The 14,000-nt window shown below is 72.7% G+C and carries 14 protein-coding genes; 6 read left to right on the top strand and 8 right to left on the bottom strand.

The features are described 5' to 3' along the window. Nucleotides 1-163: 163 nt before the first annotated feature. The 4 genes from IE134_RS05640 to IE134_RS05625 all read right to left on the bottom strand — a co-directional run bounded on the left by IE134_RS05640 (nt 164) and on the right by IE134_RS05625 (nt 4,409). Nucleotides 164-1,696, bottom strand: coding sequence for a M28 family metallopeptidase (locus tag IE134_RS05640; RefSeq protein WP_189429739.1), 1,533 nt, complete (start codon nt 1,694-1,696; stop codon nt 164-166). A 266-nt stretch (nt 1,697-1,962) separates the two neighbouring features. Beyond that, nucleotides 1,963-2,598 (bottom strand): HhH-GPD-type base excision DNA repair protein, encoded by a 636-nt coding sequence (locus IE134_RS05635; protein WP_126931145.1) that lies wholly within the window; start codon nt 2,596-2,598, stop codon nt 1,963-1,965. 86 nt (nt 2,599-2,684) lie between these two features. Beyond that, nucleotides 2,685-3,980 carry an RNA polymerase sigma factor gene (locus IE134_RS05630; protein WP_189429737.1) on the bottom strand — a complete coding sequence of 432 codons (1,296 nt, stop codon included), beginning with the start codon at nt 3,978-3,980 and terminating at the stop codon, nt 2,685-2,687. An 18-nt stretch (nt 3,981-3,998) separates the two neighbouring features. Further along, the gene (locus tag IE134_RS05625; protein ID WP_030707138.1) at nt 3,999-4,409 is read right to left on the bottom strand and encodes a YciI family protein; all 411 of its coding nucleotides are present in this window, start codon (nt 4,407-4,409) and stop codon (nt 3,999-4,001) included. A 261-nt stretch (nt 4,410-4,670) separates the two neighbouring features. Between IE134_RS05625 and cbiE the strand changes: the two genes are divergently transcribed. The 4 genes from cbiE to IE134_RS05605 all read left to right on the top strand — a co-directional run bounded on the left by cbiE (nt 4,671) and on the right by IE134_RS05605 (nt 7,468). Then, a complete protein-coding gene (cbiE, locus tag IE134_RS05620; RefSeq protein ID WP_189429735.1) occupies nt 4,671-5,939 on the top strand; it encodes a precorrin-6y C5,15-methyltransferase (decarboxylating) subunit CbiE in 1,269 nt (422 codons plus the stop codon). Further along, on the top strand, nt 5,939-6,688 hold the full coding sequence (gene cobM, locus IE134_RS05615) for a precorrin-4 C(11)-methyltransferase (protein ID WP_098894396.1): 750 nt from the start codon (nt 5,939-5,941) through the stop codon (nt 6,686-6,688). Before cbiE ends, cobM begins: the two co-directional genes overlap by 1 nt. 56 nt (nt 6,689-6,744) lie before the next feature. After that, nucleotides 6,745-6,960 carry a bacteriocin immunity protein gene (locus IE134_RS05610; protein ID WP_030707132.1) on the top strand — a complete coding sequence of 72 codons (216 nt, stop codon included), beginning with the start codon at nt 6,745-6,747 and terminating at the stop codon, nt 6,958-6,960. A gap of 94 nt (nt 6,961-7,054) precedes the next feature. Further along, the gene (locus IE134_RS05605) at nt 7,055-7,468 is read left to right on the top strand and encodes an SCO4402 family protein (protein WP_030707130.1); all 414 of its coding nucleotides are present in this window, start codon (nt 7,055-7,057) and stop codon (nt 7,466-7,468) included. A 90-nt stretch (nt 7,469-7,558) separates the two neighbouring features. On the opposite strand, the gene IE134_RS05600 is transcribed toward IE134_RS05605, so the two are convergent. The 3 genes from IE134_RS05600 to IE134_RS05590 form a co-directional block, all read right to left on the bottom strand. After that, nucleotides 7,559-9,010, bottom strand: coding sequence for a flotillin family protein (locus IE134_RS05600; RefSeq protein WP_030707128.1), 1,452 nt, complete (start codon nt 9,008-9,010; stop codon nt 7,559-7,561). Nucleotides 9,011-9,139: 129 nt separating this feature from the next. Further along, a complete protein-coding gene (locus IE134_RS05595) occupies nt 9,140-9,649 on the bottom strand; it encodes an NfeD C-terminal domain-containing protein (RefSeq protein WP_030707126.1) in 510 nt (169 codons plus the stop codon). A gap of 105 nt (nt 9,650-9,754) precedes the next feature. Next, nucleotides 9,755-10,240: a peroxiredoxin gene (locus tag IE134_RS05590; RefSeq protein WP_030707124.1), complete on the bottom strand. Its 486-nt coding sequence runs from the start codon at nt 10,238-10,240 to the stop codon at nt 9,755-9,757. Between the two features lie 240 nt (nt 10,241-10,480). On the opposite strand from IE134_RS05590, the gene IE134_RS05585 reads away from it, so the two are divergent. Then, the gene (locus IE134_RS05585) at nt 10,481-11,230 is read left to right on the top strand and encodes an alpha/beta fold hydrolase (protein ID WP_030707122.1); all 750 of its coding nucleotides are present in this window, start codon (nt 10,481-10,483) and stop codon (nt 11,228-11,230) included. Between the two features lie 162 nt (nt 11,231-11,392). Further along, on the top strand, nt 11,393-13,123 hold the full coding sequence (locus IE134_RS05580) for a SpoIIE family protein phosphatase (protein WP_030707120.1): 1,731 nt from the start codon (nt 11,393-11,395) through the stop codon (nt 13,121-13,123). A gap of 25 nt (nt 13,124-13,148) precedes the next feature. Here IE134_RS05580 and IE134_RS05575 read toward each other — a convergent pair whose 3' ends face one another. Next, entirely contained in the window at nt 13,149-14,000 is an 852-nt protein-coding gene (locus tag IE134_RS05575) for a GNAT family N-acetyltransferase (protein WP_030707118.1), read from the bottom strand.

Raw genomic sequence — 14,000 nt, 5'->3', positions numbered from 1 at the left:
TCAAGAGCCACCGGGCGCAGCCACGGAAGCTCACCGCTATGCCGGTGCAAAGGGCGTATAGCGCTGGATAGGGCGGGATACCGGGGCAGGTGACCTTCCTGCGGTGCTTACGGGCTCCGGTCCGGGTGGCGGGTGCCGGGTGCCGGAGCCCGTAAGGCCGTCGTTACTCCGTCACGCGGCCGTGGCCCTCGCGCAGGCCGCCTCCGCTGCCTCCGCTGCCGGGCGTCCCGGTGCCGGTGTCGGGATCGACCGGGCGGGTCAGCGAGCGCAGGTCGTGCGCGTACGTCCCGACGGCGTTGGCGATCACGTCGATGTTGGTGTCGAAGTGACCCATGTCGATGTTGTCCAGGTCGTCGCAGGCCGCGTGGTAGCAGGGGTCGTACGCGATGCCCGCCTCGCCGCCGAACACCTCGGCCTGGGCCGCCGTCTTGATGCCCTCCGCCCCGGTGTCCGTACCGCCGGACGGGATGCCGACCTCGATGAACGGGCCGTAGTCCGAGCGCCCGGTGAAGTCCGTGCCCTCGTGCGGCTGGCCCTTGCCGTCGAGGAACTCGTTGATGTCCCGCTCCAGTTGGGCCGAGCCCTCCGGGCCGGGGCCCTCGCCGACCTGGTCGGAGTTGTCGCCGTCGAAGACGAACTGGACGCCGTTCGGCGAGGCGATCATGTCGAAGTTCAGGTAGAGCTTGATCTGCTCGCGCTGCTTCTCGGTGAGCGCCGCGACGTACTTCTCCGAGCCGATCAGGCCGTTCTCCTCGGCCGACCACCAGGCGAACCGGACCTTGTTGGCCGGCTTGCTCTTCGACTTCGCCAGCTTCAGGGCGACGTCGAGCAGACCGGCGGAGCCGGAGCCGTTGTCGTTGATGCCGGGGCCCTCGGTCACCGAGTCGAGGTGGGCGCCGAGCATCACGGTCTTCGCCGCGCTGCCGCCGGGCGTCTCGGCGATGACGTTGCGGGTGGGGCGGTCCTGCTGGAGCTCGCGGATCTCGAAGGAGACCGTGACCTCGCCGGCCGCGAGGTCGGCGACGAGCTTCTCGCCCTCCTCCTGGGTGAGCCCGCCGGTGGGGATCTTCCCGGCGGCGACCTCGCCGAGCGTGCCGGACAGCGCGCCCTCGACGTTGTTGTAGATGGCCGCTCCGGCCGCACCTGCCGTGGCCGCGGCCGCCTGCTTCTCGGCGAAGGAGCAGCCACCGCGCTTGATCAGCGCGATCTTGCCGGTGAAGTCCGCGGCGGCGTAGTCGGTCGCCTCGCAGCCGGTCGTGTCGTCGACGGGTACGGCGACGAGCTGGGCCGTCAGGCCGCCTTCCTTCGTCGACGGCGTGTACGTCATGGCCTTGATCGTCACGTCGCGGGGCGTCGGCGACACCACGGCGAGCTTTTCGGCCAGCGTCTCGGTGTAGGTGAAGCGGAAGCTCTCGTACGAGACCTTGTACCCGGCGCGCTGGAGCTGCCGGTAGACGTACGCGGCCGAGGCGTCGTGACCCAGCGAGCCGGCGGCGCGGTGACCCTCGGTGGAGTCGGCTATCGCCTGGAACTGCTGGAGGTGCTTGTAGGCGTCGCGTGCGGACGCGCTCCTCACCAACTCCCGCGACAGCTTGGCCGCTTCCTTCCCCGGGTCGTGCGAGGCGGGGCGTCCGGGGTGCGGGGACGCGGCCAGGAGGAGCGGTGTGGCCAGGGCGGTGGCGGCCACGACAGCCATGGCTCTGCGACGTGTTGCGTGCACAGGAGTCCTTCCGGTCTGAACGGCTGGTGCCCCGAGCCGCTGGTACCTCGAACGGCTCGGTGACGGAAACGGCTGAACGGCTGAACGAATGTGCTGCGAAAGCTAGCGAGTGAGGTGACGCCTGGGAACCGGTGTGGCTGATTCTGATCGGTGGGGTGGGGGTGTCGGCCGGTTCCGGTGCATGGTCATGTCACTTTCGCGCCCCCCGGGGGTCTGCTCCCGTGTTCCTTCGCCGCGACGTCCTACTTCTTCCGTGGCGTCCCGGGCTTCTTCGCCGCCTTCGCCTTCTTGGCCGCCGCCTTGGCCTCCTGTTTGTACGCACGCACCTCGACCAGCGACTCCGGGCCCGTGATGTCGGCGACCGACCGGTGCGAACCGGCCTCCCCGTACGGGCCCGCCGCCCCCCGCCACCCCGGTGGACGTACGCCCAACTGCTTGCCGAGGAGCGCCAGGAAGATCTGGGCCTTCTGCGTGCCGAAGCCGGGCAGGGCCTTGAGGCGGTCCAGCAGGTCGGCGCCGGTCGCGGCGTCCCGCCACACCGCGCTCGCGTCGCCGCCGTACTCCGCGACCAGGTACTGACACAGCTGCTGCACCCGCTTCGCCATCGAGCCGGGGTAGCGGTGCAGGGCCGGTTTGGCGGTGAACAGCTCGGTGAAGGCGTCCGGGTCGTAGGCGGCGATCCGTCCCGCGTCCAGGTCGTCGGAGCCCATGCGTTCCGCCAGGGTGTACGGGCCCGTGAACGCCCACTCCATCGGCACCTGTTGGTCCAGCAGCATGCCGACCAGGGCGGCCAGCGGGCTACGGCCCAGGAGCTCGTCCGCCTCCGGGTTCTGGGCGATGTGCAGGGTGACGTCCTTGCCGCTGTCGCTCGTGGTCATGTGGCCGATCATCGCGAGCGCGGCGGGCGGCGGCGAGCGGGGCTGCGCCGATGGTCTCTTCCCTGTCGGCCGAAGGGAGTAACCCCCTATCCGTCCGGCCGGTCCAGCCGGTCCGCGCGCCGGCGCAGGTAGCTGGCTTCGGGCTCGCTGAGGGTGGCGTCGGCGGCAGCGCGGTATGCGGTACGGGCGGCGGTCATGTCCCCGGCCCGTTCGAGGAGATGGGCGCGTACGGCGTCGAGGCGGTGGTTCCGCTGCCCGGCCGTGCCCGACGTACCGGCCGTCTCCGCCAGCGCGTCGACCTCAGCCAGCCCCGCCCGGGGCCCCTCCACCATGGCCACGGCGACCGCCCGGCCCAGCGCGGCCGCGGGGTCTGGGGAGCGCCGCACGAGGAGGTCGTACAGGGCGAGGATCTGCGGCCAGTCGGTGTCCTCGGCGCGCTCCGCCTCGTCGTGCAGGGCGGCGATCGCGGCCTGGAGCTGGTAGTCCCCGGCCGGTCCCTGGGCGAGCGCCTCCTCGGCCAGGGCGATGCCTTCGGCGACGGCCGTACGGTCCCAGAGGGCCCGGTCCTGTTCGTCGAGGGGGACCAGCTCGCCGTCCGGGCCGGTACGCGCCGGGGTGCGCGCCTCGGTGAGGACCATCAGCGCCAGCAGCCCTGTGACCCGCCCCTCGTGGGGGAGGAGCCGGCGGACGGCGCGGGTCAGGCGGATCGCCTCGCGGGCCAGGTCCGTGCGGTGGAGGTCGGGGCCCGCGGTGGCGGTGTAGCCCTCGTTGAAGATCAGGTAGAGGACCTGGAGCACGGCGGCGAGCCGCTGGTCGCGGTCCCGGGCGTCCGGCTGCCGGAACTGCGTACCGCGCACCGCCCGCTTGGCCCGGCTGATCCGCTGCGCCATCGTCGCCTCCGGCACCAGATGGGCGCGGGCGATCTCCGCCGTGGTGAGGCCGCCGACCGCGCGGAGGGTCAGCGCGATCTGGGCGGCGGGGGAGAGCACGGGGTGGCAGCAGAGGAAGAGCAGGGTGAGCGTGTCGTCCTCGGAGGGGGCACGGCCCAGGCCGGAGGGCCCTGCCCCAGCGGGGCCTTCCCCGGGCGGCGGTGCGACGAACGCGTCCGCCGGGGTGAGGGCCGCCGCCGTCTCCTCGCGCCGGCGGCGGGCCTCGTCGCTGCGCAGCCGGTCGGTGAGACGGCGGGACGCGACCCGGATGAGCCAGCCGCGCGGGTTGTCGGGGATCCCGTCCCGGGGCCACTGCTCGGCGGCCGTGATCAGGGCCTCCTGGACGGAGTCCTCGGCCGGGTCGAAGTGCCCGTACCGGCGTACGAGTGCGCCGAGGACCTGCGGCGCGTGGCGGCGCAGCAGGTCCTCGATGTCGTCGGTCGCTCGGCCCACCTGGACCTTTCGGCTCGGTCAGTCGTCGAGCCCGCCGTCGACGGGCCGGATGAGGACCGGGTACTCGGGCGCCCCGGCCGGCTGCGGACAGCGTGCCACGCGGGCGGCGATCTCGGTCACCCTTTCCAGGCTCTCGCAGTCCAGGACCCAGAACCCGGCGAGCAGTTCCTTGGTCTCGCTGTACGGCCCGTCCGAGACGACCGGGCGGCCCTCGGCGTCGACGCTGACGGCCCGGCCCGACGCGGGCTCGCGCAGCCCGTAGCCGGTGACCAGCTCGCCGGACTCGGAAAGATCGTCGTTGATGCTGCCCATGTGGGCGTACATGGCCTGCACGGCCTTCTCGTCCCAGGCCGGGCTGTCGGCGCTTCCCTTGCCGCTCTGCGCGTCGTAGTCGGCCTGGCTGCCCTGGACCATCACCAGATACTTCATGACTGTCGCCTCCGTGGTGGCTTCGCTCGTGGTGCGGTTTCTTCCTCTTGCACAGGGGACGTCGGGGCCGATGGGGGCTTCTCGACACCACGCGCGAAGTTTTTTCGGATTCACCCGGCGGGGTGGCGTTCCCCGGTGGGGTGGCGTTCCCCCGGCGGGGCGGGCGGAACGGGGCGTTCAGTAAAGTTCGGCTGCGCTTCGTTGCCGCTTGTCGCGCCCGCTTTCCACCCTCCTGAAACCCGAACGACGAGGTCCCGGCCCGTGCCCCCATTCCCCGCCCCGCGTCCGTACCCCGTCGCCGTCGTGGGCATCGGCGCGGACGGCTGGTCCGGGCTGTCCGGCACGGCACGGGAGGCGCTGCGCGGGGCCGAGGTGCTGATCGGAGGGGCGCGTCAGCTGGATCTGCTGCCGCCGGAGTGCGCCGGGGTGCGGGTGGCCTGGCCGTCCCCGCTGCGGCCGGCCGTCCCCCGGCTGCTCGCCGAGCACGGGGAGAGGCGGATCGCGGTGCTGGCGAGCGGGGACCCGATGTTCTACGGGATCGGGCGGGCGCTCGCGGAGGAGCTGGGGCCGGAAGGGCTGCGCGTGTTCCCCCACCCGTCCTCCGTCTCGTACGCCTGCGCGCGCCTCGGCTGGCCGCTGGAGGACACGGAGGTCGTGACGCTGGTGGGCCGCCCGGCGGCGCGGCTGGCCGCCTCCCTGTACGAGGGGCGGCGGCTGCTCGTCCTGAGCGCGGACGCGAGCACTCCGGCGACGGTCGCGGCGCTGCTGACGGACCGGGGGTTCGGTCCGAGCAGGGTGCGGGTGCTGGAGCAGCTGGGCGGCGAGGACGAGGAGCACGTCGAGGGCGTCGCGGAGGCCTGGGCGCACGAGCCCGGGGACCGGCTGAACGTCGTCGCGATCGAGTGCCGGGCGTCGGCGGAGGCGCTGCGGCTCGGCACGGTGCCGGGTCTGCCGGACGAGGCGTACGAGCACGACGGCCAGCTCACCAAGCGGCACATCCGGGCCGCCACGCTGGGCACGCTGGCGCCCGCGCCGGGGGAGTTGCTCTGGGACGTGGGCGGCGGATCGGGCTCGATCGCGATCGAGTGGCTGCGGGCCCACCGCTCCTGCCGGGCGGTGAGCGTGGAGCGGGACCCGCTGCGGGCCGAGCGGATCACCCGTAACGCGGAGCGCCTGGGCGTCCCCGGCCTGCGGGTCGTCACGGGCCCGGCGCCCTCGGCCCTGGCCGAACTCGACGTTCCGGACGCGGTGTTCATCGGCGGCGGGCTGACCGCGCCGGGCCTGCTGGACGCGTGCTGGGAGGCGCTGCGGCCGGGGGGCCGGCTGGTCGCGAACACGGTGACGCTGGAGTCGGAGGCGCTGCTGGCCGAACGGTACAAGGCGTACGGCGGCGAGCTGGTGCGGCTGTCGGTCGCGCACGCCGTCCCGGTCGGCGGGTTCACGGGGTGGCGGCAGGCGATGCCGGTGACGCAGTGGTCGGTGACCAAACCCTCATCTTCAGAGGTAAGTTCGCACATGGGAGACAGATGATGACCGTGTACTTCATCGGCGCGGGCCCCGGCGCCGCCGACCTGATCACGGTGCGCGGCGCCCGGATCCTCGCCGCCAGCCCGGTCTGCCTGTACGCGGGCAGCCTGGTCCCCGTGGAACTGCTGGCCGAGTGCCCGGAGGGCGCCCGCCTGATCGACACGGCGAACCTGGACATCGACCAGATCACCGCCGAGCTGGTCCGGGCCCACGCGGACGGCCACGACGTGGCGCGGCTGCATTCGGGGGACCCGTCGGTGTTCAGCGCGGTGAACGAGCAGATGAAGCGCCTGGACGAGGCGGGCGTGCCGTACGAGGTCGTCCCCGGCGTCCCTGCGTTCGCTGCTGCGGCCGCCGCCCTGAAGCGTGAGCTGACGGTCCCGACGGTCGGCCAGACGGTGATCCTCACCCGTATCGCCCAGCGCGCCACGGCGATGCCGGAGGGCGAGGACCTGGCGACGCTGGGCCGCAGCGGCGCGCTGATCGTGCTGCACCTGGCGGCGAGGTACGTGGACCGCGTGGTCGACGAACTGCTCCCGCACTACGGGGCGGACTGCCCGACGGCGGTGGTGGCGATGGCGTCCCGCCCGGACGAGATCATCCTGCGCGGCACCCTGGACTCCATCGCCGAACAGGTGAAGGCGGCGGGGGTGATCCGGACGGCGGTCATCATGGTGGGCCGCACGCTGGGCGCGGAGCAGTTCCGGGACAGCCACCTGTACTCCCCGGAGCGGGACCGGCACGTGTGCTGAGGGGGTCGGGCGGGGACGGCGTGCGAGGCGACGCGAGCGCGGGCACGAACGGCGAAATGAGCCGGGACGAGGCGCTGTTGCTGGTGCGGCGCCTGCTGAACGACTCCGGCGAGACCGGCGAGGCGGAGGCGGACGAGATCCTCGACGCCTTGGAACGCGGCCTCGCCTGCCCGCACATCAGCGACTACGTCTACTGGCCGCTCCCGGACTCCGACCCCACTCCGGAAGAGATCGTCGACCGGGCACTGGCCTATCGGCCGATAGCGCTCTGACCTGGATGAGGGCCTTGCTTTATCGCGGCATGCACGGCGGGTGCCGGTGGGCTCGGCCGCTTCTGGCCCTGCCCGCTTCGCTAGGGTCCGTTCCGTGGACGACGACAGGGTGATCATGGCGCGGGCCCGGATTCATCTGGTGCCTGCGGTGCTGGCGTTGGCGAATCCGCCCTGGCAGCGGGACGTGTGGCTGGATCCGGAGGTGTTCGAGGACCTGGAGTACGTCATCCACACGCTTTTCGACGACTTCTGCGATGCCGAGCATCCGGAGCGCTATCTCGGGATCGGTCTGCGCAGCGAGGAAGAGGTCGCGCTTCTGCGGGAGTTGGACCGCGCGCTGACCGTCGCCGAGGATCAGGCTCCGGGTGGTTTCGACGCGGAGATGCTGCGCGTCGAGGGGTGGGCGGAGGTGGTGGCCGTGGCGGGGCGGTTGGCGCAGGTCATGGTCGCCAATGACCTGGGGGAGCTTCTTGCGCTGCAGGAGGCTCGGGGTGCCGCTGAGGCGTAGGGCGGGCGGTTCGGCGTGCCCGGCGGACATGGGTATGCCCGGGAGCCACCCTGTGGCTCCCGGGCACCGGTGCGCTCGTCGTGCTGCGCGTCAGCCCTTGATCTCGATCTCGCCGTTCGCCGCGGAAGCGGAAGCGGACGCGTCCGGCGTCGCGGTCGGGGCCGGGACCGTCGTCGTGCGGTTCTTCAGGTTCTCCAGGAGGGACGCGAGGTCCACGCCCGTCGTCGAGCTGAGCAGTTCCATGCCCTGCGAGACGTTGTCGGTGACCGTGCGGGCCAGCTGGCTCGCGCCGTCCGTGGAGATGACCGTCATCTTGTCGATGGCGCTCAGCGGCTCCGAGGCCTTCGCGACGACGCTCGGGAGGACCTCGACGAGCATCTGGAGGACGGCCGCGTCGCCGTACTGGGCGAACGCGTCGGCCTTCTTCTGCATGGCCTCGGCCTCGGCCGCACCCTTGGCGGCGATGGACGCGGCCTCCGCCTCGCCCTCGATGCGGACCGCGTCGGCCAGCGCCGAACGGTGCAGCTTCTCGCCCTGACCGGTCAGGCGCGAGCGCTCCGCGTCGGCCTCGGCCTCCTTGACCTGGGCGATGCGGCGGGCCTCCGCCTCCTGCTCGGCCTGGTAGCGGGCGGCGTCGGCGGGCTTGCGGACCTTCGTGTCCAGCTCGCGGTCGGTCAGGGCCGCCTGGCGCTCGGCGACCTTCTCCTGCTCGGCGAGGACCTCCTGCTGGCGGGCCGCCTCGGCGAGCGGGCCGGCGGCGTTGGCCTTGGCGGCCGCGGCCTCCGTCTCGGCCTTGATCTCGGCCTGCTTCAGGTAGTACGTCCGCTCGGCGATGGCGATCTCCTCGGCCGCCTTCAGCCGGGCCTGCTCCGAGGCCCGCTTCGCGATGGCCTCGGCGATGTCCGCCTCCTGCTTGGCGCGGGCGGCCTCCGGGCGGCCGAGGTCCTCCAGGTAGGAGCCCTCGGTGGTGATGTCCTGGATCTGGAAGGCGTCCAGGATCAGGCCCTGGCCGGAGAGGCTGGCCTCGGCCTCCTCCGCGACCTGGCCGGCGAACGCGGCCCGGTCCCGGATGATGTCCTCGACCGACATCCGGCCGACGATCGCGCGCAGCGCGCCGGAGAGCACTTCCTGGGTGAAGCCGACGATGCCGTCCTGCTGCTGGAGGAAACGCTGGGCCGCGGCGCGGATCGCGTCCTCGCTGCCGCCGACCTTGACGATCGCGACGCCTTCGAGGTTCGACTTGACGCCGCGCAGCGTCACCGCGCCGCGCACGGCGATCGGGATGTGCCGGCTGGAGAGGTCCAGGGTGAACTTCTGCTGGACGAACGGGACGACGAACACGCCGCCGCCGACGACGACCTTCTGGCCGCTGTTGTCGATGCTGGTGCGCCCGGTGACCGGGTCCGTCGACTTCTTGCCGCGGCGGCCGGTGATGATGAACGCCTCGCTGGGCCCGGCCACCTTGTAGCGCGTGATGACGACGAGGCCGAGCAGGACGAGGAGTACGACGATGCCGATGACGGCGATGACTACTGGACTCATGAGGTTTGTCCCCCCTGCCTCCCTGGGGGGACGGCAGATCGTTGTGGAGCGGGCCTTGCTGTGGAGATGGAGATGGAGGTGGAGTTGGCGGGGGTGGGGCGGTCAGGTGGTGGAGCCGGTGGTGCGTGGTCAGCGCTCCACCGGGCGTACCGCGACCGACGTGGTCGACAGGGCCTCTTCCACCCAGATCTCGGTCCCGCGCGCGACGGGCGTGGCCGATTTGGCCGCGTACTTCACCGGCTGGCCGCCCAGGCGCAGCAGCACCTCGCCGTAGCCCTGGGCCGGGATCGCCGTCACCACGGAACCCGAGGTGCCGACCAGGTCGGAGTCGCGCGGCGTGGCGTGCGTCTGGTCGCGCATCAGGGCCCTGCTGAGTTTCCAGGTCAGCCAGCCCGCGACCAGGCCGGCGGCGACGCCGACGACCGTGGCCACGAGCGTCCCCGCGCCGGTCGCGCCGAGCACGATCGCGCCGCCGAAGCCCAGCATCGAGAGGAAGCCGGCGATCACCGGAAGCGAGAGCAGCCCGTCGAAGAGACCGTCCACCACGCCGTCGAAGAGCCCTTCGAGGACCCCGTCGAAGATCAGGGAGAGGGCCAGCAGGACGATTCCCGCAATGCCGAGACCGAGAAAGAAGGTCACGCGATCACTCCCCTGTCTGTCGACTTCCCCCGAGTGTTTTTCGTCGATCTGGCTGGATGATCCCATACACGACCCACGTCGGTCACTGCCGGGATCCGGCAATCTTTACGCTTCTTTAATGCCGGACAGATGGTTCGTGAGGGTGTCGAGTGACTGGAAGGTCGCGCCGAGCAACGCCACGTGCTTCCAGCGCAGGACCCCGTCCGGGCCGATGAGGAAGACCGCCCGCCGCACGCCGATGCCCGGCGCGGAGACCCCGTACGCCCTGGCGATCTCCCGGCCCTCGTCGGCCAGCAGCGGCATGCGCAAGCCGAAGGCGCGGGCGAACGACTCATGGCTGTCCACACCCTGTGGACTGATTCCCCAGACGTCGGCGTCGAGGCCCTCGAAGGCCTCCATGCCCGAGGAGTACGAGCAGAGTTGCTTCGTGCAGACCGAGGTGTTGTCCCCCGGGTAGAACGCCAGGACCACGGATCGGCCACGGGCTGCGGAGAGGTGGTAGTCGGAGCGCTCGAAGGTCTCGCCCGTCAGGACTCCGCCCGGGAGGGTGAAGTCGGGTGCCTCGGCGTTGAGTTGGGGGCCTGATGCCATGGGAAGGCTCCTTCTGTGTCTGGTACACGGATGCTCCGTGGTCGTGACCGTACCGGGGGCGGCACTTTCCGGGTCCGGCGAGTCGTTGATCCGGGGGATCCCGTCGGATCCCGTCGGATCCCGTCGGGCCCATGGGGATCCGTCGGAATCCGTCTGGCCGTTTCGCCCATCCGGGGCGGCCTCGGCGCCGAATACGGGGAGAAGGGCGCCCGCGCCCCGCACCCGGACCTGGAGGTACGCGTGGCCCAACGACCGCCGTCGGCAGCGGTTCTCGTCCTGCACGGAGGGCGCGAGACCGGCACGGAGCCCCCGCCGCCGGGTCTCCTCAATCTGCCCGGCACCCGCATGCGCCCCTTCGTCCGGGCCGTCGACCGGGCCGCCCGCGCCACCGGTGGCAACGTGCTCGTGACGCAGGTGCGGTACGGCCACCGGGGCTGGAACGGCGACCGCGCGAACCCCTTCCACGACGCCGTGGCCGCCCTCGACGCGCTGCGGGAGGAAGCCGGCGATGAGCTGCCGGTGGTGCTCCTGGGTCACTCCATGGGGGCGCGCGCCGCCCTCCGCGCCGCCGGGCACCCCCTCGTGCGGGGCGTCGTCGGGCTCGCCCCCTGGTGTCCGCCGGGGGACCCGGTCACCCAGCTCGCCGGCCGTGACATCGTCCTCGTCCACAGCAACCGGGACCGGATGACCAGCCCCCAGGCCACCCAGTCCCTCACCGCCCGGGCCCGTCGCGCCGGAGCCCGTACGTGCATGGTCACCGTCCGGGGCGGCGACCACGCCATGATCCGGCGGGCCTCCGCCTGGCACCGGCTCACCACCGGGCTGGTCACCGGACTGCTGGGTTCCGGCAGTCTGCCGGGGCCGGTCGGCGAGGCCCTCGCCCTGCCGCCCACCGCCGAGGCCACCGAAGGCACCCTCGATCTGGACCTCGACCTCGGCCTCGACCCGGGTCCGGATCCCGGGCGGTTCCGGGCCCGGACGCGCGCCTAGGGCGTCGGACTGCCGCCTGCCGTGCGGACGCCCGGCCCTGGGGCCCCTCGTCCGGCCTGGAACCGCCCGGAACCGCCCGGGACCCGCCTGCCGTCCTGCGGATGCGGTACCGGAAGCCGCGGCCGACGATGGAGGCTCGGGAGCCGACGAGCGGTGGGAGGCATGCTCTTGCAGGCCGACACGTGCGACGACGGCATGCCGTCGTTCTTCGACCCGAAGACCGTCGCGGCCCTGTTCGACGGCAATCCCGCCGCCGTCGCGGTGCTCGACCACGAACTTCGCTACACCTACGTCAACCCCGCCCTCGAACGGCTCAACGGCCTCCCCGCCCGCTCCCACATCGGGCGGACCTTCTCCCAGGTGCTGCCCGGGCTGCACGGCCAGGCCGCCGCCCTGCGCGACGTGCTGGCCGACGGCAAGCCCCGGGAAGTGACGATCAGCGGGCGGACCTGGGCGCCGACCGAGGAGGAGCAGCAGCTCTGGCGGGCCACGTACCACCGGCTCGACGCGGAGGGGGAGGGCTGCGGGCTGATGGCGATCGTCGTCGAGATCACCGACATCGCCCGGCAGCGCGAGGAGCTGGAGCAGGCCCGCGGCCATGTCGCCCTGCTCTCCACCGCCGCCGTCCGGATCGGCACCACGCTCGACATGGACACCACCTGCCGGGAGCTGGCCGACTTCGTGGTGCCCGACTTCGCCGACGTCGCGGCGGTCGACGTGTTCCCGGCCGAGGTGGGGCACTCCGTACGCCGCCCGGAGCCCGGTGTCGTACGGCTGCGGCGGGCCGCGCTGCGGGGCGACGGCGACCTCGACGAGCAGGTGCAGCGGTTCGGCCATCCCGGGGAGTACGTCGACTTCGCCGCGGACTCCGCGGTGACCCGCTGTCTGCTGGAGAACGAGCCGGTCGTCGACGACTGGGAGAACCACCAGCGCGGGCGCAGCACCGTCACCTCCGACCGGATCACCGCCTCTTTGGCGCTCGGGCTGCGCCAGGCGCTCGTCGTTCCGCTGACCGCCCGCAGCCGGCCGCTCGGCACGCTCACCCTCATCCGGGCCGAGGGCTCACCCCTCTTCGACGACCAGGACGTGGCTGTCGCCCGCGAGCTCGCCGTGCGCGCGGGCGTGGCCCTCGACCACGCCCGCCGTTACGACCACGAGCACAGCATCGCCCGCGAGCTCCAGCGCTCCCTGCTCTCCGAGCCGTGGGGCCCCCACTCCCACGTCGAGGTCGCCACCCGCTATCTCCCCGCCGACGAGGGCGTCCTGGTCGGCGGGGACTGGTTCGACGTCGTCCCGCTCCAGGACGGCCGGCACCTCAAGGCGATGGGCGACGTGATGGGGCACGGGGTGGAGGCGGCCGTCGCGATGAGCCAGTACCGCTCGCTGCTGCGGTTGCTGGCGCAGGAGGACCTGCCGCCGCACCGGATCCTGGAGCAGCTCGACACCATGGTGGAGCGGTCGGGTCTGGACCGGGCGGCGACCTGTCTGCTCGCCGTCGTCGACCGGTTCGCCGGGGTCTGCGAGGTGGCCAGCGCGGGCCATCTGCCGCCGGTCTTCATCGACCCGGGCGCCGCCGGGGCCCGGGTCGTGCCGGTGCCGGTGGGGCCGCCGCTCGGCACCGGGTTCGGCGGGTACCGGACCGCGTCCGTGCCCTGCGGCCCGGGGACCGTGCTGTTCATGTACACCGACGGTCTGGTGGAGCGCCGGGGCGAGGACATCGACGTGTCCGTGCAGCGGCTGGCCTCGCTGACCATGCCGCCGGGCGGGCGCCTGGAGGACCTGCTGGACCGGGTGCTGGACCGGTTCGGCGAGGACGCCGAGGACGACATCGCCGTTCTCGCGTCCCGGATCCGCGAGGGTCCGCCGGTGGTGCGGCCTGCCCCGGCGGAGTGACGGCCGCTGTTTCCATGACCCCCGGTCAGCCCAGTTCCAGGCTCGTGATGCCGTACAGGCCCGGCCGGTCGATCACCGGTTCCGGGCCGCTGTACATCCGCGCCGTGTCGAACGACGGGGTCAGGCCCAGCTCCCCGGCCAGCCGCACCGCCGCCGGATTGATGTCGGGTACGTCGACGGCGACCGGGGTGTCCGGTGCGGTGGCCGCGACCGCGCTGACCAGGGCCGCCGCCACGGCGGGAGAGTCGGCGTACAGCGGGCCGATCCGGGAAGCCGCGCGGCAGGCCCGCAGCACCGCGAGGCCCTGGAGCCCGCCGTCCCCGACCGCCGCGAGGGCCGCGCGGCCGGGGGCGGTGATCCAGGCGGCCAGGAAGGTGTCCCGGGCGGCCGGGAAGTACCGCCGGTCGTAGGCGGCGAGCAGGTCGAACGGCACGCTGCGGGCGTCGATCAGGGTGGTTCCCGGCGGCGGTGCGATGTCCGGCGGGGGCGTTCCCTCGTACCGCGCGTTGCTCCAGCAGGTGCGGAAGCCGGAGCGGCGGTAGTTGTCCTGTTGCGCGGGCACCGCGTCGAGGCCGACGGTGCGCCCGGCGAGGCGGGCCGTGCCGGCCTGCCAGGTCCGCAGGCCGTAACCCTGTCCGCGCAGGTGGGGGCGGGTCAGATAGAAGCCCAGGAAGCCGTACGCGTCGCCGTAGCGGACGACGGAGACGGAGGTGACCGGTTCGCCGTCGAGCCGGCCGAACAGGAAGCCTCCGGGGTCGGTCGCGAAGAACACCGCGCCGTCGTGCAGGCCCGGGTTCCAGCTCTCCTCGTGGGCCCACGCGCCCAGCGTCACGATGTCCTCGGCGCGGGCCGCGGTGATCTCGAAAGGGTTCGGCAC

It is taken from the genome of Streptomyces rubiginosohelvolus (assembly GCF_014649875.1).
GTDB classification, from domain to species: Bacteria; Actinomycetota; Actinomycetes; order Streptomycetales; family Streptomycetaceae; genus Streptomyces; species Streptomyces rubiginosohelvolus.
Note: the sequence above shows the minus strand (reverse complement) of the source record. Positions and strands in the feature narration are given on the sequence as shown.

What these genes read in the sequence shown, in the direction of transcription:
- IE134_RS05640 (WP_189429739.1), bottom strand. Translation starts at nt 1,696, where the DNA reads ATGGCTGTCGTGGCCGCCACCGCCCTGGCCACACCGCTCCTCCTGGCC.
- IE134_RS05635 (WP_126931145.1), bottom strand. Translation starts at nt 2,598, where the DNA reads ATGACCACGAGCGACAGCGGCAAGGACGTCACCCTGCACATCGCCCAG.
- IE134_RS05625 (WP_030707138.1), bottom strand. Translation starts at nt 4,409, where the DNA reads ATGAAGTATCTGGTGATGGTCCAGGGCAGCCAGGCCGACTACGACGCG.
- cobM (WP_098894396.1), top strand. Translation starts at nt 5,939, where the DNA reads ATGACCGTGTACTTCATCGGCGCGGGCCCCGGCGCCGCCGACCTGATC.
- IE134_RS05610 (WP_030707132.1), top strand. Translation starts at nt 6,745, where the DNA reads ATGAGCCGGGACGAGGCGCTGTTGCTGGTGCGGCGCCTGCTGAACGAC.
- IE134_RS05600 (WP_030707128.1), bottom strand. Translation starts at nt 9,010, where the DNA reads ATGAGTCCAGTAGTCATCGCCGTCATCGGCATCGTCGTACTCCTCGTC.
- IE134_RS05590 (WP_030707124.1), bottom strand. Translation starts at nt 10,240, where the DNA reads ATGGCATCAGGCCCCCAACTCAACGCCGAGGCACCCGACTTCACCCTC.
- IE134_RS05580 (WP_030707120.1), top strand. Translation starts at nt 11,393, where the DNA reads ATGCTCTTGCAGGCCGACACGTGCGACGACGGCATGCCGTCGTTCTTC.